This is a genomic window from Cellulomonas sp. PhB143 (assembly GCF_003752595.1).
Classification (GTDB): Bacteria; Actinomycetota; Actinomycetes; order Actinomycetales; family Cellulomonadaceae; genus Paraoerskovia.
The window spans coordinates 279,430-305,289 of the sequence record NZ_RKIJ01000010.1 but is presented as its reverse complement, the minus strand read 5'-3'; the positions used below and the strand labels follow the sequence as shown (position 1 = coordinate 305,289).

Genomic DNA, 25,860 nt, shown 5'->3' with positions numbered 1-25,860 from the left:
CACGGTTCGTGGATCTCGGGGCCCCACCAGCCTACCGTTCGCCCGGCCCGTCCTCCTCGCCCCCCGGTGCGCCCAGCCCGCGCAGCGACGGTGCCGTGCGTGCGACGAGGTCGTCGTGCAGCCTCGCCCGCCACGACGTCCACGCCGTCGGGCCGAGCGACGACGCGTCCGCCTCGGTGAGGTACCGCAGCACCTCGAGCAGCTCGGCGCGCCCGTCGACGGCGTCGACCAGCTCCGCCACCGTCGCCGGGTCGTCCGGGTCGTGGTGCACGGCGAGGCGCGCGAGCGTGAGGTGGTGGCGCACGAGCCGAGCGACGTCGTCGGCCGCCTCGTCGCCGAAGCCCAGGCGCGCGACGACGTCGCGGGCGAGCGGGGCTCCGACGACCGAGTGGTCGCGCGCCCCCGCGCGCTTGCCGAGGTCGTGCAGGAGCGCCGCGAGCAGGAGCAGGTCCGGCCGGGCGACGCGCCTGCGGAACCCGGACGCCCGCGACACGGTCTCCACGAGGTGGCGGTCGACGGTGTGCCGGTGGACCGCGGCACGCTGCGGGCGGTTGCGCACCCCCGCCCACTCCGGCATCCACGTCGTCACCACGCCGGCGAGGTCGAGCGCCTCCCACACCGGCACCTGGGCGTGCCCGCTCCCGAGCAGCTGCAGGAACGCCGCACGGGCCGCCCTGGGCCAGGGGTCCCCCGGCGCCGGGCAGCGGGCGAGGCTCGCCACCGAGATCGGGGACAGCGTGAGGCCGGTGCGCGCGGCCGTGGCCGCCGCGCGCACCGCGAGCAGGGGGTCCTGCTCCGGCTGGGCGCCGATCGCGAGCACGAGCTCGCCGTCGTGCTCGACCAGCCCGTCGCCCACCGAGCGCAGCCGCGGCGCGGCGCGGCGCCCGCGCACGAGGACGGGCCGTCGCAGCGAGGGGCGCTGGAGCGCCTGGCGCGCCCGGCGCACGGTGGTGTCCAGCGCGTAGGAGACCTCACGGCCGGAGGCAGCCAGGCTGGCGAGGAGCTCGTCGGGGTCGTCGTGGCCCGTGACGGCGGCGACCTCGTCGAGGTCGGCCAGCAGGAGCCGGTTGGTGTGCCGGCCGGTGACGACCTGCACGGCGTCGCGCACGTCGAGCAGGTGGCTGTGCGCCCGGTCCACGGTGCCGTGGGGGCGGTCCGTGAGCCAGGTGGCCGCGAGCGCCGAGAGCACCACGGCGTCGCGGATGCCGCCGCGGGCCTCCTTGAGGTCGGGCTCGATGAGATAGGCGAGCTCGCCGGAGCGTTCCGCGCGCTCCTTGAGGGACGTGAAGAGCTCGGGCAGCCGCCGGCGCGACGCCGAGCGCCAGTCCGTCAGGACGGCGCTCGCCGCCCGGTGCACGACGACGGTGTCCCCCGCCACCGCGCGCACGTCGAGCCAGCCCACCGCCGCGGGGACGTCCTTGGAGGCGACCTGCCGGCACTGCGCCAGCGACCGCACGGCGTGGTCGAGGTCCACCCCGGAGTCCCACAGCGGGTACCAGAGCCGCTCGGCGACCTCCTGCACGACGTCCGCCGGATGGCTGCGCCCGTCGTGCACGAGGACGAGGTCCAGGTCGCTCGCCGGGCCGATGTCGCCGCGCCCGAGGCTGCCGACGGCCGCCAGGGCCAGGCCGGTCGGGTCCACGTCCGCCGTCGCCGCGTCCCACAGCTCGACGAGGCGGCCCGTCACGAGCTCGACCAGCGCCGAGCGTCGCGCGACGCCGCTGCGACCGGGCCCGGTCAGGGACCGGGCGACGGCGGCCATCTCGCCGCGGAGGTCCCGCACCCCGGCGGGGTGCGGGACCTCCTGCGGCTCACCCACGGCGGACCCCGGACTGCTCAGAGAGCACCGGCGCCGTGCTCTCCCGTGCGGACCCGGGCGACGTCGTCGACCGGGACCGTCCAGACCTTGCCGTCGCCGATCTTGCCGGTCTGCGCGGCCTTGACGATCACGTCCGTGACCGTCTCGGCGTCCGCGTCGTCGACGAGGACCTCGAGGCGGACCTTCGGGACCAGGTCGACCGTGTACTCCGCACCCCGGTAGACCTCGGTGTGGCCCTTCTGGCGGCCGTAGCCGCTGGCCTCGGAGACGGTCATCCCCCGGACCCCGGCGGCCTCGAGCGCGGACTTCACGTCGTCGAGACGGTGAGGCTGGATGATTCCGGTGACGAGCTTCATGAACGGACCTCCTTGATGACACTGCCCTGGGCGATGTTCTCGTACGCGGTCTCCCCGTGCACCGCGAGGTCGATCCCGCCGACCTCGGCCTCCTCGCTGACGCGGAAGCCCATGGTGGCGCGGATGACGAACCCGATGATCATGGTCATGACGAACGAGAACGCGACGACCGCCAGCGCGGAGACGACCTGGATGACCAGCTGCGAGGCGCCTCCGCCGTAGAGCAGGCCGTCGACGCCCGCGGGGGCGTCGGCCGTGGCCAGGAAGCCGATGAGGACCGTGCCGGTCAGGCCGCCCACGAGGTGGACGCCGACGACGTCGAGCGAGTCGTCGTACCCGAACCGGTACTTCAGGCCGACCGCGAGGGCGCACAGCACGCCGGCCACGACACCCACGACGATCGCGCCGATCGGGCTGACGGCGGAGCAGGACGGCGTGATGGCCACGAGGCCCGCGACCACGCCGGAGGCGGCACCGAGGGAGGTCGCGCTGCCGTCGCGCAGCTTCTCCGTGAGCAGCCAGGCGAGCATCGCGGCGCAGGTGGCGACGAGGGTGTTGACCCAGACCACGCTCGCCGAGTTGTTCGCGGCCAGGGCGGAGCCGGCGTTGAAGCCGAACCAGCCGAACCACAGCAGCCCGGCACCGAGCATCACGAAGGGCAGGTTGTGCGGACGCATCGGCTCCTTGGCGAAGCCCTTGCGCTTGCCGAGCAGGATCGCCAGGACCAGGCCGGCCACGCCGGCGTTGATGTGCACCACGGTCCCGCCCGCGAAGTCGATCGCGCCGTACTTGAAGATCCAGCCGTCGGAGGCCCAGACCCAGTGCGCGACGGGGAAGTAGACCAGCGTGACCCACACGCCCGCGAAGACGAGCCACGAGCCGAACCGCGCGCGGTCGGCGATCGCCCCCGAGATCAGCGCCACGGTGATGATCGCGAACGTGGCCTGGAACCCGACGAACGCCATCGAGGGCAGCGTCGCCTCCGGGTCCTCGGCGAGGAGGTTGCCGAGGCCGAACCCGTCGAACGGGTTGCCGAAGAGGCCACCGACGTCGGTGCCGAAGGCCATCGGGTAGCCCCAGAGCACCCAGACGACGCCGACGACGCCCATCGCCCCGAAGCTCATCATCATCATGTTCAGGACGGACTTGCCGCGCACCATGCCGCCGTAGAAGAACGCCAGGCCTGGCGTCATCAGCAGCACGAGGGCGGAAGCCGTCAGGATCCAGGCGGTGTCGCCGGAATTCAGTGCGGAGTCCATTGGTCCTGTCTCTCCCCTCGCCAGCCCGGGGTGGCTGGTCGGGATCAACCGTCGTGGAGAGCGGTTTCGATCGAGAGGTCCCCCGGTTACGGGGTCGTGACAGAGGCTGCGCGCGTGTAAACATCGCGTTTCCGGTCTCACGGAGCAAGACCGGCCCCGCACCGGCGGCCGGCGGGCGGCTCAGACGTCGCCGAGCAGCCCGTCCACGAACGACCCGGCGTCGAAGGGCGCGAGGTCGTCGGGCCCCTCGCCCAGGCCGACCAGCTTGACCGGCACGCCCAGCTCGCGCTGGACCGCGACGACGATGCCGCCGCGCGCGGTCCCGTCGAGCTTGGTCAGCACGATGCCGGTGACTCCGGCGACCTCGCCGAAGACGCGCGCCTGGTTCATGCCGTTCTGCCCGGTGGTCGCGTCCAGCACGAGCAGCACCTCGGCGAGCGGCGCCTCCTTGGTGATGACGCGGCGGATCTTGCCGAGCTCGTCCATGAGACCGGCCTTGTTCTGCAGCCGGCCGGCGGTGTCGACGAGCACCACGTCGACCGAGTCCTCGCGGCCGCGCCGGACGGCGTCGAACGCGACGGCCGCCGGGTCGGCGCCCTCCTTGTCGGAGCGCACCGTCGGGACGCCCACGCGCCCGCCCCAGGTCTGGAGCTGGTCCGCGGCGGCCGCGCGGAACGTGTCCGCGGCGCCGAGCACCACCGCGCGGTCCTCGGCCACGAGGACCCGCGCCAGCTTGCCGACCGTCGTGGTCTTGCCCGTCCCGTTGACGCCGACCACGAGGACGACGGCGGGAACCTCGACGCCGTCGTCGCGCCGCACGCGCGTCGTCGCGAGCGAGCGGTCCAGGCTCGGGTCCACCAGCGCGAGGAGCTCGGCGCGCAGCATCGCTCGCACGGCCGCGGGATCGCGCACCCCCTCGACGCGCACCCGGGTGCGCAGCGCGTCGACGATCTCCGAGGTGGGCCCGGCGCCGATGTCCGCGAGCAGGAGCGTCTCCTCGAGCTCGTCCCAGTCGTCCTCCGTCAGGTGGTCGCGCGAGAGGACGGCGAGCAGGCGCGCGCCCAGCGGCGACCCGGAGCGCGCCAGGCGCGAGCGCAGGCGGACCAGGCGGCCCTCGACCGGCTCCGGGACGTCGAGCTGCCGCGCGGGCCGCTCGAGGACCTCGGCCTCGGGCGCCGCAGGCTCCGCGGTCCCGGCCTCCGGGCGGTCCAGGACCCCGGTGCCGCCCGCCGCACGCGGGGGCCCGGCCTGCGGCGGACGCGGCGCGCGGCGTCCGCGCGTGGACGCCACGAGCGCCGTGCCGAGCGCGGCGACGAGGACGACGGCGAGAAGGATCCAGATCCAGGCGGTGTCAGTCACGCCGAGATTCTCTCAGGCCCGTCCGTCCCGGTGCGACGTACGGGCGCCCAGAGCGGGACGAGCGGCGGCAGGTCGTCCTCGTCGTCCGCGTCGGAGGACCCGGCCGCGCCGTCGTGGTCGGCCGCGCGCCGGTGGTCCTTCGCGTCGTCGGCGTCCGCCGTGCCGTCGCGGTCGGCGGTGTCCTCGGTGACGGGCCCGTCGGAGGCACGAGGCGCGCCGCCGGCGACGGCCTGCGCCCCCGGCTCGCGCGGCTCGACCGTCGTCCACCCGTCGGGCAGGCGCAGCGTGCCGACGCGCTGCTCGTCCTCCGGCACGTCCCCGTCCGCCGGCCGCTCGGACCGCGCCGTGCGCTGCTCGTGCCACGTCCGGGCGCGCTCGCGCGCCAGGACCGCGTGGTCCCGGGCCCACAGGAGCGGCTCGGTGATCTCGGTGGGGTCCACGTACGCGGGCTCGGCGACCTGGGTGGCCTCGAGGAACTCGGCCAGACCGGCGTTGGGGCCGGTGGACCGCGGCGCTCGGGCGGCGGCGTCGGGCACCTCGGCGGGCGCGGTCCCGGACGCGGCGTCGGGCACGTCACGGCGCCGCCGGCCGAACCCCCGCAGGCCGGCGAGGACGTCCGCGAGGAACCCCCGCAGGCCGCCGGACACCTCGCGGTGGTCGCTCGTCACCCGCGCAGCGAAGACGAGCACCGCCACCGCCGCGGCGAGGGCGACCGCCCACCAGAAGAAGAGTCCGACCATGGTGACCAGTGTGCGTGGCCTCCCCGCGAGCCGTCGCAACGACACGGACCCACGGGTGTGATTCCCACAGCATCTCCACAACTGCAGGTCTGCACGTGTCTCCACGTGACCCCCCGACCGCCGCGGGCGAGGGGCTCAGGCCGGCTGCTCCGCACGCATGCGCTGGCTGATCACGGTCGTGACGCCGTCGCCGCGCATCGTCACCCCGTAGAGCGCGTCGGCGACCTCCATCGTCCGCTTCTGGTGGGTGATGACGATGAGCTGGGAGTCCTGCTGCAGCTCGGTGAAGATCTCCAGCAGCCGGCCGAGGTTGACGTCGTCGAGCGCCGCCTCGACCTCGTCCATGACGTAGAACGGGCTCGGCCGCGCCTTGAAGATCGAGACGAGGATCGCGACGGCAGTGAGCGAGCGCTCCCCGCCGGACAGCAGCGAGAGCCGTTTGACCTTCTTGCCGGCGGGCCGGGCCTCCACCTCGATCCCCGTCGTGAGCATGTCGGACGGGTCGGTGAGCACGAGCCGGCCCTCCCCACCGGGGAACATCCGGGCGAAGACCCGCTCGAACTGGTCCGCGGTGTCGGCGAAGGCCGAGGCGAAGACCTGCTCGACGCGCTCGTCGATCTCGCGGACGATCTCCAGGAGGTCCGCGCGGGACTTCTTCAGGTCGGCCAGCTGGGTGGTCAGGAAGGTGTGCCGCTCCTCGAGCGCGGCGAACTCCTCGAGCGCGAGGGGGTTCACGCGTCCCAGCGTCCTGAGCGCCCGCTCGGCGGAGCGCAGCCGCTTCTCCTGCTCCGCCCGCACGTACGCCACCTCCGCCGGGCCGTCCCCGGGCGCGTCCGGGTCGGCGCCGGGGACCGGCACGGGGCGGTGGGGACCGAACTCCTCGACGAGCACCGCCGGGTCCGTGCCCAGCTCCTCGACGACCCGCGCCTCGAGCTGCTCGATGCGCATCCGCTGCTGGGCCCGCGCCAGCTCGTCCCGGTGCGCGACGTCCGTGAGGTCGCGCAGCTCGCCCGTCAGCGCGTCCGCGTCCGCCCGCGCGCGCCCCGCCTCGACGTCGCGCCGGGCCCGCGCCTCCTCGGCCGCCGCCTTCGCGTCCGCCGCGCGCGTGATCGACGCGTCGATCGCCCCCAGCGCGACCTGTGCCGCCTCGAGCACCGCTCGCGCCCGGTCGGCGCGCACGACGCGCTGCTGCTCGCGACGGTCCGCCTCGACCCGGGCCGCGCGCTCGGCGGCCGCGGCACGGTCCAGCGACTCGGCGCGGCCGCCCAGCGCCCGGGCCCGCTCCTCGCACGTGCGCACCGCGAGCCGCGCCTCGGTCTCCGCCGCCCGCGACCCCTGCGCCGCGGTCGCCGTCGCGTCACGCTCGGCGCTCGCCGCGCCGACGGCGTCGTGCGACTCCTCCGGTTCCGCCTGCGCGACGTCCAGCCGCTCGACGAGGGCGGCGAGCGCCTCCTGCTCGTCCTCCAGCCCGGACCCCGCGCGCTCGAGGTTCGCCCGGGCACGGTCCGCCTCCGCGGCCGCACCCCGTGCGGTGGAGCCCAGCGTGCCGAGCCGCTCCGCCACCGCGGCCAGCGCCGCGTCGTTCTCGTCGAGCCGCTCCAGGGTCGCGTCGTACCGCTCCTGCGCCGCCGCGAGCCGCTCGCCGGCCCCGCCGAGCGCGAACCTGCTCCGTTCCCCGCGCGCGACGGCCGCCGCGTGCTCCTCGCGGGCCTCGTCGAGCGCCGCCTGCAGGTGCAGCACACCGGGGGCGGAGGCCGACCCGCCCCAGGCCCGGTCGGGTCCGAGCAGGTCACCGGCCGGCGTGACGGCGGTGGTCCCGGGGCGTTCGACGACCAGGCGGCGCGCCTGGGCGAGGTCCTCGACCACGACGACGTCCGCGAGCAGCCGCTCGACCGCCGCCCGGGCGGCCGGGGCGGCCTGGACGACGTCGGCGGCCCGGCGGGCCCCGGCGGGCAGCCCGCCCGTCGCGGACGCGTCGCGCGCGGGGGGGGCGTCCGGGCCGTCGCCCGCCGCCGGCCCGTGCGCGAGCAGGAGCCCGGCCCGGCCGGCGTCCTCGTCGCGCAGGTGCCGCAGCGCGTCGACCGCCGCGTCGAGGCTCTCCACGACGACGGCGTCCGCCGCGCTGCCCAGCGCCGCCGCCACCGCGTCCTCGTACCCGGCCTCGATGCCCACGAGCGCGGCGACCGAGCCGAGGGTGCCCGCGACGTCTCCCGACAGCAGCGCGCCCGCGCCGTCCTTGCGCTCCAGGCTGAGCTCCAGCGCCTCGACCCGCGCGCTCCAGGTCGCGCGCTCGCGCTCGGCGGCGGACTCCTGCGCGCGCAGTCGCTCGACCGCCTCCGTGGCCTCGGCGAGCGCGTCGGCCGCCTCCTCGTGGGCGGCGTCCAGCCCGACCTCGCCCTCCTCGGCACCGACCACCTGCGTCTCGAGCGCGGCGAACTCCCGGCGCGCGGTCTCGGCACGCCGCTCGGCCTCCGTCACGACCTCTCGCAGCCGGCCGATCTCCGCCTGGGTGGCCTCCACGCGGCTGCGCCGCGCCGCGACCTGTCCGGTCAGCCGCGCCAGTCCCTCGCGCCGGTCGGCGGCGCCGCGCACCAGGGCGGCGAGCCGCTGCTCGGCGCCGCGCGCGGCGTCCTCGTCCGCCGCACGCACCGCCACGGCGGCGTCCAGCGCCTCACGGGCCGCCCCGAGCTCGGCCGCGAGCTCGCGCTCCGAGCGCCGCACGGCCTCCGCCTGCCGCGCCAGCTCCTCGGGGTCGCGACCCTGGTGCGCCGGCCCGGGCGTGCCGAGGTGGCGCACCCGCTCCTCGGCGAGGCTCTGCGTGCTGCGCAGCCGCTCGCGCTCCGACGAGAGGCGGTACCAGACGTCGCCCGCGCGCGTGACCTCGGGGGCCGAACGGGCGGCATCCTGCTCGAGGTCGGCGAGCCGCGCCCGCGCCTGGGCGAGCCGTGCCTCGACGTCCGCGACCCGCTCGCGCACGGCGGCCTCGTCCTCGAGGTCCTGCTCCAGGGCGGACGTGAGCTGCACGAGGTCGTCGGCGAGCAGCCGGGCCTTGGCGTCGCGCAGGTCGACCTGCACGGTCTGTGCCCTGCGGGCCACCTCCGCCTGGCGCCCGAGCGGACCGAGCTGGCGCCGGATCTCGCTCGTCAGGTCCCCGAGCCGCGTGAGGTTGCCCTGCATCGCGTCGAGCTTGCGGAGGGCCTTCTCCTTGCGCTTGCGGTGCTTGAGGACCCCCGCGGCCTCCTCGACGAACCCGCGCCGTTCCTCCGGCGTCGCGCGCAGCACCGCGTCGAGCCGGCCCTGGCCGACGATGACGTGCATCTCGCGCCCGATGCCGGAGTCGGAGAGCAGGTCCTGGATGTCCAGGAGGCGGCACCCGGAGCCGTTGATCGCGTACTCCGAGCCCCCGTTGCGGAACAGGGTGCGCGAGATCGTGACCTCGGTGTACTCGATCGGCAGCGCGCCGTCGGTGTTGTCGATCGTCAGCGAGACCTCGGCACGCCCGAGCGGCGGGCGCCCGGACGTGCCGGCGAAGATGACATCCTCCATCTTGCCGCCGCGCAGCGTCTTGGCGCCCTGCTCCCCCATCACCCAGGAGAGCGCGTCGACGACGTTCGACTTGCCGGAGCCGTTGGGTCCGACGACGCACGTCACGCCCGGCTCGAACCTCAGCGTCGTCGCCGACGCGAAGGACTTGAAGCCTCGCAGCGTGAGCGTCTTCAGGTGCACGCACCGCACTCTAGTGCGGGCAGGCCGCCCGCCCCGGGAGGACGGGCCCGCGCGGGGGCGTCCGGCTCAGAGCCCGGGGAACCAGAGCGCGATCTCGCGCTCCGCCGACTCCGCGGAGTCCGACCCGTGCACGAGGTTCTGCTGGACCTTCAGCCCCCAGTCGCGGCCGAGGTCGCCGCGGATGGTCCCGGGGGCGGCCGACGTCGGGTCGGTGGCGCCCGCGAGGGAGCGGAAGCCGGCGATCACGCCCTGCCCCTCGGCGACGACGGCGAGGATCTTGCCGGAGAGCATGAAGTCGACGAGCGGCTGGTAGAACGGCTTGCCCTCGTGCTCGGCGTAGTGCGCGGCGAGCAGCTCCGGGTCGGCGTCGCGCAGCCGGACCTCGGAGAGGGTGTAGCCCTTGGTCTCCACGCGGCGCAGCACCTCGCCCGACAGCCCCCGGCGGACGCCGTCGGGCTTGACGAGGATGAGGGTGCGCTCGACGGTCTCGGTCACTGCGGGCGCCACGGTGTCGGCGAGGGTCTCGGTCATGGAGCCAACCCTACCGGCGCGTCAGGAGACGTTCGGCGCGGTCTCGGGGTGCGCGGCGTCGTACGCGGCACGCTCCCGGTCGATGCGCCCGCCGAGGCGCAGCGACACGATCCACATCGCGGCGAAGACCACGCCCACGACGAACATCAGGGGCACGACCAGGCCGGTCGCGAGGACCGGGAGCTGCACGACGCTCCCGGCGACGTAGCCCGGCCCCGTGCCGACCGCACGCGAGAGCACGACCAGCACCACCATCAGCACGGCGCCCACGGTCCAGATCGCCGCACCGGTCGGCGGCGCCACGGCGTCGGGCCACACGGACGGGACGGTGCGCAGCGCGTAGACCGTGAACGTCGCGAACAGCACGACGACCGCCTCGAGCACCAGCGTCGTCGACGTGAACTGGAGCTTCGCGGACTTCTTCGCGCGGATGCGCGGCGCGGCGCCGTCCGCGCCCGGACCGGGCACGGAGGACGCCGCGGCGTTCGGGTGGCTCACCCGATCAGGATACCGGCGCGTCGCCGCGTCCCGGTCCTCCGGCACCGTCCGGCCCCGCGCCCGGCGAGCCCGCACCGGGGCCCGCGACGCGCACCGGCTCCAGCCGGGCGCCGGCGTCCGCGCCCCCGGAGGCTGCGGGCTCGGCCGACGCAGCGGGCTCGGCCGACGCAGCGGACGCAGCGGCGGACGGGTCGTGCGCGAGAGCCTCGCCGCGGGCGACCATCCCGGCCGTGTCGGAGAGCTTGACGACGGGCAGGAAGATCGCCAGCACGGCGCCGACGGCGAGCAGCGGCACCAGGTACCAGAACGAGGGGGCGAGCGCGTCGGCGAACGCGTCGACCACGCCCGAGTGCAGCGGCTCGGGCAGCTGCTGGACGGCGGCGGGCGTCAGCGACGAGGCGGAGCCTGCGGGCACCGCGCCGGCCGGGGCGCCCGCGAAGACACCCTGGAGGTTGTCCGTGAGCCGGCTGGTGAAGACGGTGCTGAAGAACGCGGTGCCGACCGCCGCACCGATCTCGCGGAAGAAGTTGTTCGCGCTCGTCGCGGTGCCGATCTCCCGGGGGTCGACGGCGTTCTGCACGGCGAGCACGATCGTCTGCATCACGAGCCCGATGCCGGCCCCGAGAGCGAAGATCATCGTGCCGAACAGCAGCATCGAGATGTCCCCGGTCATGGTCGTCATCCACACCAGCGCGAGCGTCGCGACGATCATCCCGGCGATCGGGAACGGCCGGTATCGGCCCGTCCGGGTGATCGCGATGCCGGAGGCGATCGACGTGGCCATCAGCCCGACCATCATCGGCAGCATGAGGAACCCGGACTCGGTGACGCCGGCCCCGGTCGCCATCTGCAGGAAGGTCGGCAGGAACGCGAGCGCGGCGAACATGCCCATGCCCACGGTCAGGCCGATGAGCGTGGCCAGCGTGAAGGTGCGGTTCGTGAACAGGCGCAGGGGCAGCAGCGGGTCCGCGACACGCAGCTCGACCACGACGAAGAGCACGACGCCGAGGACCGTCGCCACGAGGAGCCCGAGCAGCGTGGGGTCGCTCCAGTCGTACGTGCCGTTGCCGAGGCTCTTCCAGCTCGTCATCAGGACGATGCCGGAGGTCGCCACGACCAGGAAGAAGATGCCCCAGACGTCGATCCTCGCCCGGGCGCGGTGGGACGGCAGCCGGAGGGCGAAGTACGCGATCGCGAAGGCCGCGATCCCGATCGGCACGTTGATCCAGAAGCACCAGCGCCAGTCGGCGTGCTCGGTGAACACCCCGCCCAGCAGCGGGCCGAGCACCGCGGAGACCCCGAAGAGCGCGCCCATCGGCCCCATGTACTTGCCGCGCTGGGACGCCGGCACGATGTCCGCGATGATCGCCTGGGAGAGGATCATCAGCCCGCCGCCACCGAGGCCCTGCAGGAAGCGCCAGAAGACGATCTCCCCCATCGACCCGGAGAGTCCCGCACCGAGCGAGGCCAGCGTGAAGACGCCGATCGCGACGAGGAAGATCCACCGGCGGCCCCAGACGTCGCCGAACTTGCCGTAGAGCGGCATCACGATCGCGACGGCGAGGATGTAGGCGGTGACGACCCAGCCCTGGTGCTCGACCCCGCCGAGGTCTCCGACGATCGTCGGCAGCGCCGTGCCGACGATGGACTGGTCCAGGGACGCCATGAACATCCCGGCCATCAGGGCTCCGAAGATGAGCCACACGGTCCTGGGGGTCAGGACGATCAGGGGCTTGTCCGGTGCGGGCGCTCCGGTGGTGGTGCTCGACGAGCTCATGGGTGCCTCTCGGTTCGGGTCAGGGTCGGGTCAGGTCAGGTCAGGTCAGGGTCGGGTCGGGCGGTTCGGCCTCTGGCGGGTGCGCTCACTCGCGCAGCAGCGCGCGCAGGTCCTCGAGCGCGGGCCCGACGGCGTCCGGGAGCGAGCCCGCCGCGCCGTCGCGCTCCCACCGCAGGTAGGCCGCACGGAAGACGGCCATCGCCACGGTGATGACCAGGTCGGGCTCGACGCCGGTGCGCGTCGCCCGGGCCCGGGCGGCGAGCAGCGCGCGCATCCCCTCGAGCTGCGACTCCATCCACGCCATCTGGTGGGCGACGAGGCGGGGCTCGTCGTGCACGATCTCCAGCACCGCCGCGACGCGCTCGGGCGTCATCAGCGGCCCCTCGAGGCACTCGGCGATCAGCGGGAGCAGGTCGTCGACCAGCCGCCCGCTCGGGCCGCCGGCCGTGAACGTCGCCGTGGTCGCCTCGGACAGCTCGATCGGGACGATGCCGAGGACGGCGTCGTCCTTGCTCGCGAAGTAGTTGAAGAAGGTGCGGGTGGACACGCCGACGCGGGCGCAGACGGCCTCGACCGTGACGCCGTCGAGGCCGCGCTCGCGGACGAGCGCGTGGGCGGCGTCGACGAGCGCGGCGCGCCGCAGGCGCTTCTTGCGCTCCCTCAGCCCGACCGGCTGGTCCGGTGTTTCTTGCACGTCGTGCATTCTTGCACTGCGTGCAGGTTCCGCTCCAGGCGCCCGGGAGTGAGGTCGGTCACGCGTCAGAGGTCGCCGAGCCCGCCCTCGATCGCGCCGACGACGGCGTCGACGGCCTCCGCGGCGCCGGTGCCGCTCGCCCGGACCTCGACCGTGCTGCCCTGGCCGGCCCCGAGCTTCATGATCTCCAGGACGCTCGCCCCGTTCACCCCGTCGATCGTGACCGCGACCCCGAGGCCCGCCACCATCCGGGCGAGCACCGCTGCCGGACGCGCGTGCAGCCCGGTCGGGTTGGGCACGACGACGGTCCGCACCGCGCCCGTCCCGGCGCCGGCATCGCGGCCCGACCCGACCGCGGTCTCGGGCACCGGCGCGGTGTCGCCGTCACCGGCGGCGCCGAACATCGTCCCCGCGTGCTCCGCCGACCGGGCGACGACGTCCAGGTCACCCCCGCCGTGGGCGGTGACGGCAGCGGCGACCGCGCCCTCCAGGAACGGCGCGCTGACCAGCCGGGAGCGCTCCGCGAGCTCCGGCTCGGCCTCCAGGACCGCCTCGACGGTCATCACGGCCGACCCCAGGTCCGTCAGCACGACCGCGGTGGCGTCCGCGTCGTCGAGCGCCGCGCGCAGCGCGTCCTCGACCCGCTCGTAGCCCGTGCCGATCCCGCCGTCCTCGGTCCCGCCCGCCGGGACGAGGCGCACGCCCGGCGCCATCTGCGCGGCGAGCTCGCACACGCCCTCGGCGACGGAGGCGGAGTGGGAGACCAGCACGAGGCGCACCCGAGCGACCGCCCGCGGCGCGGGGGCGGTCGCGCTCATCCGCGCTCCTCCGCCGCGCGGACCGCCGCGTCGAGGATCAGCCGGGTCGACGCGGCGCCCGGGTCCTCGTGCCCGGCGCTGCGCTCGCCCAGATAGCTCGCCCGGCCCTTGGTCGCCACCATCGGCGTCGTGGACCGCGCGCCGTCGGCGGCCGCGCGCGCCGCCGCGGCCAGCACGCGCTCCGGGTCGTCACCCGCGCCGGCCGCCGCCTCGGCGGCGTCGACCGCGGGCTGCCAGGCGTCGACCATCGTCTTCTGCCCCGCCTCGGCGTGCCCGCGTGCGGTGATGCCCTCGAGCGCCGCCTCGAGGAGCGCGACGACCCCCTGCGAGTCGAGCTCCGGGATGCCGGTGACCTTCGCGGCCCGCAGGAACGCCGTGCCGTACAGCGGGCCCGACGCGCCTCCCACCTTGGACATGAGCGTCGTCGCCACGATCTTGAGCACCTCGTCGATCCGTGCCGGCTGCTCCTCGAGCGCCCCGAGCTTGGCGCTCACGGCCGTGAACCCCCGGTCCAGGTTCTCCCCGTGGTCGCCGTCGCCGATGACCCGGTCCAGCTCGGTGAGCTCGTCCTTCGCCGCCCGGACGGACTCCGCCGTCAGCCGTACCCACAGCAGCGCCCACGTCACGTCCAGCGTCATCCCGCACCCTCTTCGGATCGCCCACCTCGGTCGCCGGGACGGCTCACCAGCGCAGAGCAGCCGTGTGCACAGGAGCGTCCCAGAGGGTCGTGAGCTCGGGGTCCAGGCGGAGCACCGTCACCGACGCCCCCTGCATCTCGAGGGACGTGACGTAGCTCCCGACGAGCGAGCGCGTCACGCGCACGCCCTGTGCCTCGAGCACCGACCGAGCCCGACGATAGACGACGTAGAGCTCCGACAAGGGCGTGCCGCCAATACCGTTAACGAACAGCAACACGTCCTCGCCGTCGGCGAGCGACAGGTCCTCCACGACGGGCGCGAGGAGCTGGTCGGTGATCTCGTCCGCGCTCGCCATCGGCACCTTGTGGCGACCCGGCTCGCCGTGGATGCCGATGCCGATCTCGATCTCGTCGTCGGCGAGGTCGAAGCTCGGCCGGCCCACGTGCGGGACCGTGCACGCGCTCAGGGCGACGCCCATGCTGCGCACGTTCGCCACCACGCGCCGCGCGACGTCCGCCACCGCATCGAGGTCGTCGCCGCGCTCGGCCGCCGCACCCGCGATCTTCTCCACCGCCAGCGTGCCCGCGACACCGCGCCGGCCGGCGGTGTAGAGCGAGTCCTCGACCGCCACGTCGTCGTTCACCACGACGCTGAGCACGCGGCGGTCCTCGGCCTCGGCGAGCTCGACCGCCGTCTCGAAGTTCAGCACGTCGCCGGTGTAGTTCTTGACGATCGCGAGGACCCCGGCACCGGAGTCGGCCGCCTCGAAGGCCGGGGCGACCTGGTCGGGCGTCGGGGACGTGAAGACCGCTCCGGGGACGGCGGCGTCGAGCATCCCGCGCCCGACGAACCCGGCGTGCAGGGGCTCGTGCCCCGACCCGCCGCCGCTGACCAGCCCGACCTTGCCCGCGACGGCGCCGCCCGCGCGGCGCACGAACGCCGGGTCGAGCGAGACCTCGACGAGGTCCGCGTGCGCGGCGGCGAACCCCTGCAGCGTCTCCTCGACGACGTCCTGCGGGTCGTTGATCAGCTTCTTCATCGCGCGGTCCTCCCGGGGTCGGCGGCTCCGCCGAGGGTTCGCCGGCGGACCGTGGCTCCATCAAACACCCCCGCCGCGACGGGCGCGACGCCCGGGCTCAGCCCCGGTTCAGCCCCGGCCCACCAGCACGCGGGCGTCCGCGACCGTGACCACGGAGCCCGTCACCAGCACCCCCGCGCCGGCCCCCACGCCCGTCTCGTCGCCCCGCTCCGCGAGGTCCGCGGCGACCGCGAGCGCCTCGTCGAGCCGCTCCGCGACGTGCACGCGGTCCTCGCCGAACACGTCCTGGGCGACCTCCGCGAGATCCTGGGGGTCGGCCGAGCGGTCCGAGCTGTTGCGCGTGACGACGACCTCGGCCAGGTACGGCTCGAAGGCGGCGAGGAGTCCCTCCGCGTCCTTGTCGCCCATGACGGCGACGACGCCGATCAGGCGGGTGAACCCGAACGCCTCGTCGAGCGCGTCGACGAGCGCCTGCGCCCCCGCAGGGTTGTGCGCCGCGTCGACGATGACGGTCGGACTGGAGCGCACCACCTCGAGCCGGCCGGGGGCGCTGGCGTCCGCGAACGCCGCCTCGACGATCTCGGCGCCGAGCGCGCGCCCGCCCAGCAGCGCCTCGGTCGCCGCGAGCGCGAGCAGCGCGTTGTGCGCCTGGAACTGCCCGTGCAGCGGCAGGAAGATCTCGGTGTAGAGGCCCGCGGGCGTGCGCAGGTCCACGAGCTGGCCGCCGACGGCGACCGCGCGGCGCGCGACCTCGAGCTCGACGCCCTCGCGCAGCACGTGGGCGCCCCGCGCAGCGGCGGCTTCCAGGACCACGACCTCCGCGGCCTCGGGCTGCTCCGCGAGGACCACGGTCGCGCGGTCCTTGACGATCCCGGACTTGGTCGTCGCGATCTCGGTCACGGTCCGGCCCAGCCACCGCTCGTGGTCGAGCGCCACGGGGGTGATCACCGCGACGTCGCCGTCGACGACGTTGGTCGAGTCCCACTCGCCGCCCATGCCGACCTCGACGACCGCCACGTCCACGGGCGCGTCCGCGAACGCCGCGAAGGCCATGACCGTGAGCACCTCGAAGAAGCTCAGGCGCGGGCCGCCCTCCTCCTGCGACTCGCGGTCGACGACGTTGACGTACGGGGCCACGTCCTCCCAGACCTCGACGAAGCGCGCCGGGGCGATGGGCACGCCGTCGACCGCGATCCGCTCGGTGACGCTCGTCAGGTGCGGGCTCGTGAACCGGCCCGTGCGCAGGCCGTGCTCGCGCACGAGCCGCTCGGTCATGCGCGCCGTGGAGGTCTTGCCGTTGGTCCCTGTCAGGTGGATCGTGCGGTACGCCTTCTGCGGGTCGCCCATGAGCTCCAGCACGCGGCGCACCCGGTCGAGCGTCGGGTCGATGTCGTGCTCCGGCGCCCGGTCCATGATGTGGGCGTAGACGGTGGCGAGGTCGGCGCGCGCGTCGGCGTCGGCCGCCTCCTGGCGCGCCGCGCGCCGCCGATCACGGTCCTGGCTGTCCTGCGACGGGCTCATGCGTCCTCCTGCTGTGCGTCGTCTGCCTTCACCACGGCGACCGCGAGCGCGGCCCCCGCTGCGCCCTGCGCCACCGTGACCTCGCGAGCGAGCGTCTCCGCGGCGATCAGCCCGCGGTGCGCCTCGACGGCCGCGGCGTGCTCCGGCGCGACGACGAGGGACAGGACGATCCGGTCCGCGACCTGCAGCCCGGCCGCCTTGCGCGCGTCCTGGACCTCGCGCACGACGTCGCGGGCGTAGCCCTCGGCGCGCAGCTCGTCGTCCAGCGCCAGGTCGAGGACGACGAAGCCGCCGTCGGCCAGGACGGCCGCCGCGACGTCGGCGTCGTCACCGGAGGCGACGACCGTGGTCAGCTCGTACTCCTGATCCTCGAGCGCGACGTCTCCGCCGGGCGTCGTCACGACGACCGTGCCGTCGTCCGACCGGCGCCAGGACCCGGCCTTGGCGCCCTGGATCACGGCCTGCACCCCGCGGCCCAGCCGCGGGCCGGCCGCCCGCGCGTTCACCGCGAGCCGCTCGCTGATCCCGAACCGGGCGGCGACGTCCCCGTCCAGCGCCAGCACCTCGACGGAGCGGACGTTGAGCTCGGCAGCGAGCAGCGCGGCGTAGGGGCGCACGCCGTCCGGCACCGGCGAGGCGACCGTGAGCGAGCGCAGCGGCTGACGCACCCGCAGGCGGTGCGCCTTGCGCAGGCCCAGGGTCGCGGACACCGCCGCACGGACCTGCTCGACGGCCTCGACCAGCGCGCCGTCGGCCGGCAGGACGCCGTCCTCCGGGCCGTCGGCCCCGACCCGGGGCCAGTCCGTCAGGTGCACCGAGCGGCCGCCGGTCAGGCCGCGCCAGACCTCCTCGGTCAGCAGCGGGGCGAGCGGCGCCATCACGCGCGTGAGCACCTCGAGCGCCGTCCAGAGCGTGTCGAACGCGTCGTGGTCCTCGGACCAGAAGCGCTCACGCTGGGTCCGCACGTACCAGTTGGTCAGGGCGTCGAGGTAGCGGCGCACGCTCTCGCACGCGCCGGCGATGTCGTAGGCGCCGAGCTGCTCGCCCGTGGTCTCGACCAGCTCGCGCGTGCGGGCCAGCAGGTAGCGGTCCATCGCCGGCAGCGAGGCGACGCGCTCCGCCCCGACGCGCTGCGCCGCGTAGCCCGCGCCGCCGTCGGCGCTGTTCGCGTACAGGGTGAAGAAGTAGTACGTGCTCCACAGCGGCAGCAGCACCTGGCGCACCGAGTCGCGGATGCCCTCCTCCGTGACGACGAGGTTGCCGCCGCGCAGGATGGGGCTGGACATGAGGAACCAGCGCATGGCGTCGGAGCCGTCGCGGTCGAGCACCTCGCTCACGTCCGGGTAGTTGCGCAGCGACTTGCTCATCTTGCGGCCGTCGGAGCCCAGCACGATGCCGTGCGAGACGGCGCTGGAGAACGCCGGGCGGTCGAAGAGCGCCGTCGAGAGCACGTGCAGCAGGTAGAACCAGCCCCGCGTCTGGCCGATGTACTCGACGATGAAGTCGCCCGGGAAGTGGTGGTCGAACCAGTCGGCGTTCTCGAACGGGTAGTGCACCTGGGCGAAGGGCATCGAGCCCGAGTCGAACCAGACGTCGAGCACGTCCGGGATGCGCCGCATGGTCGCCCGGCCGCTCGGGTCGTCCGGGTTCGGTCGCGTCAGGTCGTCGATGTAGGGCCGGTGCAGGTCGGGCTCCCCCGCCGCGTTCACGGGCAGGCGCCCGAAGTCCGCCTCCAGCTCGGCGAGCGACCCGTACACGTCCGTGCGCGGGTGCTCCGGGTCGTCCGAGACCCACACCGGGATCGGCGTGCCCCAGTAGCGGTTGCGGCTGATCGACCAGTCGCGCGCGCCGGCGAGCCACTTGCCGAACTGCCCGTCGCGGATGTGCTCGGGGGTCCAGTCGATGTCCCGGTTGAGCTCGACCATGCGGTCGCGGAACTCGGTCACGCGCACGAACCAGCTCGAGACCGCCTTGTAGATCAGGGGGTTCCGGCAGCGCCAGCAGTGCGGGTAGGAGTGCTCGTAGGTCTCGTGGCGCACCACGACGGCCCGACGGCGCTCCTCGACCCGCGCGAGCGGGCCCTCACCGCCCTTGAGGTCCTTGATGACCCGCGGGTTCGCGTCGAAGACCTGCTCGCCCGCGTAGTCGGCGACCTGGCTCGTGAAGCGGCCGCGGCCGTCGACCGGGAGCACCGGCTCGATGCCCGCCGCCGCGCAGACCGCCATGTCGTCCTCGCCGAACGCCGGGGCGAGGTGCACGATCCCCGTCCCGTCCTCGGTCGAGACGAACTCGCCGGCCAGCACCCGGTGGGCACCCTCGTGACCGGCGAAGTAGTCGAACGGCGGCGTGTACGAGGTGCCGACGAGGTCGGCGCCGGTCAGCGTCGCGACGACCGCCGCGTCCTCGCCGAGCTCCTTGGCGTAGGCCGCGAGCCGGGCCGCGCCGAGCACCACGCGGTCGCCGGACAGGGCCGAGCCCTCCCCCGGCTCCACGACGACGTACTCGATCTCCGGCCCCACGGCGACGGCGAGGTTCGAGGGCAGCGTCCACGGCGTCGTCGTCCACACGAGCGCCAGCGCACCCGCCGCGGGCGCCGCCGCGCCCGCCGCGTCGTCCGCCAGCCGGAACCCGACCGTCAGCGCGGGGTCCTGGCGCGACTGGTAGACGTCGTCGTCCATGCGCAGCTCGTGGTTGGACAGCGGCGTCTCGTCGCGCCAGCAGTAGGGCAGCACGCGGTAGCCCTCGTACGCCAGGCCCCGGGTGTGCAGCGTCTTGAACGCCCACAGCACGGACTCCATGAACGTGACGTCCAGCGTCTTGTAGTCGTGCTCGAAGTCGACCCACCGGGCCTGACGGGTGACGTACTCCTGCCACTCGTCGGTGTAGGTGAGGACCGAGGTGCGGCACGCCTCGTTGAAGGCCTCGATGCCCATGGCCTCGATCTGCGACTTGTCGGTGATGCCGAGCACGCGCTCCGCCTCGAGCTCCGCCGGCAGGCCGTGCGTGTCCCAGCCGAAGCGGCGCTCGACGCGCCGTCCGCACATCGTCATGAAGCGCGGCACGACGTCCTTCGCGTACCCGGTCAGGAGGTGGCCGTAGTGCGGCAGGCCGTTCGCGAACGGCGGTCCGTCGTAGAAGACGAACTCGTTGTCGCCGTCGGTCCCGGCGGAGCGCGCCTCGACGGACGCACGGAAGGTGTCGTCCTGCTTCCAGAAGGCGAGCACCCCGCGCTCGAGCGCGGGAAGGTCCGGCGAGGCGGGGATCTGGGCACCGGTCCCGGACGGGTCGGGGGACGGTGCGGCGGGGCGGTGCAGCGGGTACGCCATGGCGGTCGGGCTCCTGGGCTGGGTGGCACGGGTCGTTCCTTCGTGCGAGGACGACCCGTCCGGCCCGACGACGTCCGTGCGGACGCCCGTCGGGTGGCACGAGCCGCGGTACCACCCCGCTTGCCGACGTCCTCCCGGCCGCCGGGGCGGCCGGGAGCGGTCGTCGACCGCTCTTCGCAGGCTGTGACGGGCCCACCCGTCCGGTTCTACCGGGCGCCCGCCGGGCGGACGCCGTTCTTCCGGAGGCTCGCCGGTGATGGCCGGGTCGACGCCTGTGGGCCCATGCTACCGCGGGACCCGGTCAGGCCTCCCTCGGGTGCGAGCGCAGGCGCTGGCTGAAGGCCTCGATGTCGAGCGCGACGAGCGCCTCGATCGTCAGACCGGGGGCGGCGAGGTCGACGAGCCGCGCGGCCGGTCGCGGGGAGCCTGGCCGGGCGTCTGCTGTCGTGGGGCGGGGGGCGGTGGCACGGGGGGCGAGGGCACGGGGGGCGAGGGACGTGGTGCTCATGAGGGTTCCTCCGAGGAGCTGCGACGGGGGTCCGCAGACCGCGCCCGCGAGGGCCCGGCGATCGCAGGGACGCGGCGCACCGCGTACCGCTCGCCGACCCCGGATCCTGGCTGCCTCGGGTCGGCGAGCCCTCAACACGCGAGGACGGTCCGCGCGGCGTCCACGCGCGCGCCGAGCGGCGTCCGCGACGCGACCGCGCGCTGCGGCCGGTGCGGGGCGTCGACGGGGCTCATGCGGACGATGCTGGCAGCCGCGCCGCACGCCCCGCAAGGGGGCGACCGGATCCCGGACGCGTGTAACGCGTCCCGGCAGGTCAGGAGACCGAGACCTCGACCGTGTGCCAGCCCGTCGCGCCGTCGGGCGCGGGAGGAGCCTGCGCCTCCGTCTGGACCTCGCCGTCGGCGCCGGTCGCCCGGCAGCGCAGCGTGTGGTCGCCCGGTGTCGCGTCCCACGAGTACACCCACTGGCGCCAGGTGTCGGAGGAGACGGTGTCGGCCAGGCGGGCGGCCCGCCAGGGCCCGTCGTCGACCTGGACCTCGACGCCGGCGACCCCCGTGTGCTGGTGCCACGCCACGCCGGCGACCGCCACGGCCCCCGCGGCGGTCCCGTCGCCGGGGGTGGGGGTGTCGATCCGGCTCGCGAGCTTGATCGGCCCCCGCTCGGTCCAGCCGCGCGTGGACCAGTACGCGACGTCGTCGGCGAACGTCGTGACCTTCAGCTCGGTCACCCACTTGGTGGCGGAGACGTACCCGTAGAGCCCCGGCACGACGAGGCGCGCGGGGAAGCCGTGCTCGACGGGCAGCGGCTGCCCGTTCATCCCGACGGCGAGCAGGCACTCGCGGTCGGCGTCCTGCAGCACCTCGAGCGGCGTGCCCGCCGTGAAGCCGTCGACGCTGGTGGACAGCACCATGTCCGCGCCGGCCCGCGGCCTCGCCCGGGCGAGCAGCTCGCGCACCGGGTACCCGAGCCACAGCGCGTTGCCGACCAGGGAGCCGCCGACCTCGTTCGAGACGCACGTCAGCGTGAGCAGGTGCTCCTCGAGCGGGAGGTCCAGCAGCTGGGCGAACGTCAGCTCGAAGGGCTCGTCGACCATCCCGGTCACGCGCAGCACCCAGTCCGCCGGGTCGACCTGCGGCACCCGCAGCGCGGTGTCGATCCGGTAGAAGTCGTCGTTCTCCGTGACGTACGGCGCCAGCCCGTCGACGTGCAGGTCCGCCCCGGGCGGGACCGGGTCGGCGGGGACCGCGGCCCGCGGCAGCCGCAGGGTGTCGCGGACCTGCGTGACCGCCCGGGTGCTCGCGCCGAGCACCCGGGAGCCCGCCGCGACGAGCACGGCGGCGCCCGCGGTCGTGGCGGTCCACGCGAGGAACCGGCGCCGGTCGAGGCTCTCGCGCAGCCGGGCGGCCGTCAGCGGCGTCTCGACCTGCCCGCCGGGCGCCGCCCCGACCGCGGCGGCCCGCCGCGTCGCCGCGGACCAGTCGCGCAGGAGGCTCAGGAGCGCGCGCACGGCCATCACCGCCACGACGACGCCGACGACGGTCGGCAGCGCCCAGGACAGGCCGGCGCCCGGCCGGGTCAGCGCGACCGCGGCGCCCACCGCGCCCACGGCGGCCAGCAGCACCGACCCGACGGGCGGGCGACGCAGCTCGAGCACGCCCGCGAGCGCCGCGCCCAGCGCCAGCACCACCACCATCCCGCCGATGAGCACCGCCTTGTCCGCGGTCCCGAAGGTCGAGGTCGCGAACTCCTTCAGCCAGGGCGGGACGTGGTCCACGAAGCCCGCGCCGACGGCGTAGACCGGGCTCGCCGACGGCGAGACGAACGCCGCGACGACCTCGGCCACCGCGAAGCCGACCGCGGCCGCCGCCACCCCGGCGAGCGCGGCCCACCACGAGGTGCGGCGCGCGCCCGGGCCGCGGGCCGGCGTCGGGCGCTCCTCAGCGACCCCTGCCGACGGTGCGCCGGCGGGGCGGCCCTGGTGCTGGGTGGTCACCTCTCGACTATCTCCCATGCGGACCGCCCGGTGGTGCCCGTCGCGCGGATCGTTCGGCAACCGTCATCCGCGCGGCGTGCCGCCACAGCCACAGCGACCACCACCGCCACCGGCGCTGCGTGTCGCGGGCCGCGTACTAGGGTGGAGGTCGCGGATCGCGGGCCTGTGCTGGCCCGAACCGGCGACCCCGGCACTGGGGCGCAGATCCCCGGCACGAGATGACGTGCCCGCGCCAGCCCGGCGCCAGTCCTGGCGCCTGTCCGCCGACACCTCTTCGCTGGAGACCGCACCGTGCCTGCACTCCCCCGTGCGCCCCGAGAACCGCGCACGCCCCGGCGCCCGCGCGCCGCATACCTGTCCCTCACCGCGGCCGCGGTCCTCGCCGCGGGCACCGCCTGCTCGTCCCCCACGACGGACCACCCGGCGAGCGCGGCGGACGCCTCCTCCGCCCCGAGCGCGACGGGCTCGCCCACCTACCCGCTGACGATCGACGACTGCGGGTTCGACACGGTCGTCGACGGCCCGCCGCAGCGCGTCGTGACGATCAAGTCCTCCACGACCGAGACGATGCTCGCGCTCGGGCTCGGTGACCGGATCGTGGGCAGCGCGTTCCTCGACGGGCCGCTGCCCGACGACCTCGCCGCCGACGCCCCCGAGGCCGTCACCCACCCGATGGCCGAGCAGGTGCCGGGCGCCGAGGCGGTCCTCGGGCTCGAGCCCGACCTCGTCTACGCGGGCTGGGAGTCCACCCTCACGGCCGACGGCGCGGGAGACCGCCAGACCCTGTCCGACCTCGGCGTCGCGACCTACGTGGCCCCGTCCGCGTGCAAGGAGGACGGCTACCAGCCCGACCCGCTGACGTTCGACGACGTCTTCGCGGAGATCACGCAGGTGGGGCAGATCTTCGACGTGCCCGACGCCGCGGCCGCAGAGGTCGCGGACGAGCGGGCCACGCTCGAGGGCACCACCCCCGACGACCGGGGCCTGACCGCGCTCTGGTACTCCTCCGGCACGGACACCCCGTACGTGGGCGCGGGCATCGGCGCGCCGCAGATGATCATGGACGCCGCCGGGCTGACGAACGTCGCCGCCGACGTGCACGACACCTGGACCTCCCTCGGCTGGGAGTCCGTCGTCGCGGACGACCCGGACGTCATCGTCCTGGTCGACGCGGCCTGGAACACGGCGGCCGACAAGAAGAAGTCCCTCGCGGCGAACCCGGCCACGGCGAAGCTCAGCGCGGTCGAGAACGAGCGCTACCTCGTCGTGCCCTTCGCCGCGACGGAGGCCGGCGTGCGCAACGCCGACGCCGTCGCGGACCTCGACGACCAGCTCGCCGACCTGGACGTCGGATGACCTCGTGACCACGACGAGAGCACCGGCGCTGTGGCTGGCCGGCGCCTTGCTGGCGGCCGTCGCGAGCGTCGTGCTGGCGGTGACGATCGGGCCCACCGACCTCGGCGCGGCGGACGTCTGGCGCACCGTCGTCGACCACGCGGGCCTGAGCGGCGCCCTCGGGACCGAGCCGCTCGCACGGCTGCAGGACGCGACGATCTGGCAGCTGCGCATGCCCCGGGTGCTGACCGCCGCGGCCGTCGGCGCCGGGCTGGCGGTGTGCGGAGTCGTCATGCAGTCGCTCACCCGCAACCCGCTGGCGGACCCCTACCTGCTCGGGCTCTCGTCGGGGGCCTCGCTGGGCGCGGTCCTCGTGCTCGTCGTCGGGATCACCGCCCTGCTGCCCGTGGCGGCGTTCGTGGGCGCCGTCGCGGCGCTCGTCGGGGCGCTCGCCCTCGCCGGGTCCATGGGCGCGATCACCCCGACGCGCACGGTGCTGGCGGGACTCGCGATCAGCCAGCTCGCCGCCGCCGCGACGTCGTTCGTCATCTTCTGGTCGGCGACCGGGGACTCCTACCGCTCGATCCTCTCGTGGCTGATGGGCTCCGTCGCCGGCGCGACCTGGACGTCCGTGGCCATCGCGGGGGGCGCCGTCCTCGTGCTCGGTACCCTGCTGGCGAGCACCGGCTCGATCCTCGACGCCTTCACCTTCGGAGACACCGCCGCCGCGACCCTCGGCATCCCGGTGCAGCGCACGCGCTGGACCCTCCTGATCGGGGTGGCCCTGCTGACCGGCGCCCTGGTGTCCGTCTCCGGCTCGATCGGGTTCGTCGGCCTCGTCCTGCCGCACGCCGTGCGGATGGCGACCGGCGCCCGGCACCGCCTCCTGCTGCCGCTCTCGGCGCTGCTGGGCGCGAGCTTCCTCGTCTGGGCCGACACGGCCGCGCGCACGGTCTTCGCCCCGCGCGAGCTGCCCGTGGGCATCGTGACCGCCGCGATCGGGGCGCCGGTCTTCGCGCTGCTGCTGTGGCGCGGGCGGCGCGCACCGCGGGGGCTCGGATGAGCGCCCCCTCGACGGACCGCCGCGCGCGAGGCGCCGGGGCCGCCCGCGGCGCCGACGCCCTCGACCGCTCCGGCGCTGCCCAGCCCGGCGCCGGCCTCGCCGTCGAGCGGGTGCGCTGGTCGGTCGACGGCACGCTGATCGTCGACGGCGTCGACTGCACCGCTCCCCCCGGCGCGGTGACGGGCCTGCTCGGGCCCAACGGCTCGGGCAAGTCCAGCCTGCTGCGGCTCGTCGCCGGCGTCACGCGGCCCGACGACGGCACGGTCCGCCTCGGCGGGACCGACCTCGTGTCCATGGCGCGCCGGCCCCGCGCGCGCGTCGTCGCCTTCGTCGAGCAGGACTCGTCCACGGACCTGCCGCTGACCGCCCTGGACGCGGTGCTCCTCGGGCGGATCCCGCACCGCTCGCTCCTCGCGGGCGACGGCGCCGACGACCTGCGCCTCGCGCAGGACGCGCTCGCGCGCGTCGGCATGGCGGCGTTCGCCGGGCGCGACCTCGGCTCGCTCTCGGGCGGGGAGCGCCAGCGGGTGCACATGGCGCGCGCGCTCGTCCAGGAGCCGCGCCTCCTGCTGCTCGACGAGCCGACCAACCACCTCGACATCGCCGCGCAGCTCGCGACGATGGACCTGGTGCGCACGCTCGCGGCGGACGGCGTCACGGTCCTCGCCGCGCTGCACGACCTCAACCTCGCCGCCGGCGCCTGCGACCACGTGGTGATGCTCTCGGGCGGGCGCGTCGTCGCCGCCGGCCCCGTCGAGCAGGTGCTGGTGCCGGACGTCGTCGAGGCGGTCTACGGCGTGCGCTGCGAGGTGCTGCGCCACCCGCGCACGGGTCGTCCGGTGCTCGTCCTGGGCTGAGGG

Annotated in this window: 20 protein-coding genes; 3 read left to right on the top strand and 17 right to left on the bottom strand. The window is 75.1% G+C overall.

What is annotated here, in order from left to right; genetic code table 11:
• Window positions 1-31: 31 nt before the first annotated feature.
• From EDF32_RS05495 to EDF32_RS05415, 17 genes are all read right to left on the bottom strand, one after another.
• Window positions 32-1,762, bottom strand: coding sequence for a [protein-PII] uridylyltransferase (locus tag EDF32_RS05495; RefSeq protein WP_123307669.1), 1,731 nt, complete (start codon window positions 1,760-1,762; stop codon window positions 32-34).
• A gap of 74 nt (window positions 1,763-1,836) precedes the next feature.
• Window positions 1,837-2,175 (bottom strand): P-II family nitrogen regulator, encoded by a 339-nt coding sequence (locus tag EDF32_RS05490; protein WP_123307498.1) that lies wholly within the window; start codon window positions 2,173-2,175, stop codon window positions 1,837-1,839.
• Window positions 2,172-3,434, bottom strand: a complete 1,263-nt coding sequence (locus tag EDF32_RS05485; protein ID WP_123307497.1) for an ammonium transporter — start codon at window positions 3,432-3,434, stop codon at window positions 2,172-2,174. The genes EDF32_RS05490 and EDF32_RS05485 overlap by 4 nt, the downstream gene beginning before the upstream one ends.
• A gap of 180 nt (window positions 3,435-3,614) precedes the next feature.
• A complete protein-coding gene (gene ftsY, locus EDF32_RS05480; protein WP_123307496.1) occupies window positions 3,615-4,793 on the bottom strand; it encodes a signal recognition particle-docking protein FtsY in 1,179 nt (392 codons plus the stop codon).
• On the bottom strand, window positions 4,790-5,533 hold the full coding sequence (locus tag EDF32_RS05475) for a hypothetical protein (protein ID WP_123307495.1): 744 nt from the start codon (window positions 5,531-5,533) through the stop codon (window positions 4,790-4,792). Before EDF32_RS05475 ends, ftsY begins: the two co-directional genes overlap by 4 nt.
• 135 nt (window positions 5,534-5,668) lie before the next feature.
• Window positions 5,669-9,259 carry a chromosome segregation protein SMC gene (smc, locus tag EDF32_RS05470; protein ID WP_123307494.1) on the bottom strand — a complete coding sequence of 1,197 codons (3,591 nt, stop codon included), beginning with the start codon at window positions 9,257-9,259 and terminating at the stop codon, window positions 5,669-5,671.
• Between the two features lie 66 nt (window positions 9,260-9,325).
• Entirely contained in the window at window positions 9,326-9,790 is a 465-nt protein-coding gene (ndk, locus tag EDF32_RS05465; protein WP_123307493.1) for a nucleoside-diphosphate kinase, read from the bottom strand.
• Between the two features lie 21 nt (window positions 9,791-9,811).
• A complete protein-coding gene (locus EDF32_RS05460; protein ID WP_233565720.1) occupies window positions 9,812-10,288 on the bottom strand; it encodes a DUF4233 domain-containing protein in 477 nt (158 codons plus the stop codon).
• 4 nt (window positions 10,289-10,292) lie between these two features.
• On the bottom strand, window positions 10,293-12,065 hold the full coding sequence (locus EDF32_RS05455; RefSeq protein WP_123307492.1) for an MDR family MFS transporter: 1,773 nt from the start codon (window positions 12,063-12,065) through the stop codon (window positions 10,293-10,295).
• An 85-nt stretch (window positions 12,066-12,150) separates the two neighbouring features.
• Complete coding sequence (locus tag EDF32_RS05450; protein WP_233565719.1) at window positions 12,151-12,759, bottom strand: TetR/AcrR family transcriptional regulator; 609 nt, start codon at window positions 12,757-12,759, stop codon at window positions 12,151-12,153.
• 65 nt (window positions 12,760-12,824) lie between these two features.
• Window positions 12,825-13,577: a dihydroxyacetone kinase phosphoryl donor subunit DhaM gene (dhaM, locus tag EDF32_RS05445; RefSeq protein WP_123307490.1), complete on the bottom strand. Its 753-nt coding sequence runs from the start codon at window positions 13,575-13,577 to the stop codon at window positions 12,825-12,827.
• A complete protein-coding gene (gene dhaL / locus EDF32_RS05440) occupies window positions 13,574-14,215 on the bottom strand; it encodes a dihydroxyacetone kinase subunit DhaL (protein ID WP_123307489.1) in 642 nt (213 codons plus the stop codon). The genes dhaM and dhaL overlap by 4 nt, the downstream gene beginning before the upstream one ends.
• A gap of 43 nt (window positions 14,216-14,258) precedes the next feature.
• Window positions 14,259-15,254, bottom strand: a complete 996-nt coding sequence (gene dhaK / locus EDF32_RS05435) for a dihydroxyacetone kinase subunit DhaK (protein ID WP_123307488.1) — start codon at window positions 15,252-15,254, stop codon at window positions 14,259-14,261.
• Window positions 15,255-15,362: 108 nt separating this feature from the next.
• A complete protein-coding gene (locus EDF32_RS05430) occupies window positions 15,363-16,775 on the bottom strand; it encodes a folylpolyglutamate synthase/dihydrofolate synthase family protein (protein WP_123307487.1) in 1,413 nt (470 codons plus the stop codon).
• A complete protein-coding gene (ileS, locus tag EDF32_RS05425) occupies window positions 16,772-20,101 on the bottom strand; it encodes an isoleucine--tRNA ligase (protein ID WP_123307486.1) in 3,330 nt (1,109 codons plus the stop codon). The genes EDF32_RS05430 and ileS overlap by 4 nt, the downstream gene beginning before the upstream one ends.
• Before the next feature lie 301 nt (window positions 20,102-20,402).
• Complete coding sequence (locus tag EDF32_RS05420; protein WP_123307485.1) at window positions 20,403-20,609, bottom strand: hypothetical protein; 207 nt, start codon at window positions 20,607-20,609, stop codon at window positions 20,403-20,405.
• A gap of 313 nt (window positions 20,610-20,922) precedes the next feature.
• On the bottom strand, window positions 20,923-22,620 hold the full coding sequence (locus EDF32_RS05415) for a molybdopterin-dependent oxidoreductase (protein ID WP_123307484.1): 1,698 nt from the start codon (window positions 22,618-22,620) through the stop codon (window positions 20,923-20,925).
• 273 nt (window positions 22,621-22,893) lie between these two features.
• On the opposite strand from EDF32_RS05415, the gene EDF32_RS05410 reads away from it, so the two are divergent.
• From EDF32_RS05410 to EDF32_RS05400, 3 genes are read left to right on the top strand one after another with little or no spacing between them, the layout of a single operon-like run.
• Entirely contained in the window at window positions 22,894-23,958 is a 1,065-nt protein-coding gene (locus EDF32_RS05410; RefSeq protein ID WP_233565718.1) for a putative F420-0 ABC transporter substrate-binding protein, read from the top strand.
• 4 nt (window positions 23,959-23,962) lie between these two features.
• Entirely contained in the window at window positions 23,963-25,000 is a 1,038-nt protein-coding gene (locus tag EDF32_RS05405) for a putative F420-0 ABC transporter permease subunit (protein WP_199734824.1), read from the top strand.
• Window positions 24,997-25,857 (top strand): putative F420-0 ABC transporter ATP-binding protein, encoded by an 861-nt coding sequence (locus EDF32_RS05400; RefSeq protein ID WP_123307665.1) that lies wholly within the window; start codon window positions 24,997-24,999, stop codon window positions 25,855-25,857. The genes EDF32_RS05405 and EDF32_RS05400 overlap by 4 nt, the downstream gene beginning before the upstream one ends.
• Window positions 25,858-25,860 lie beyond the last annotated feature (3 nt).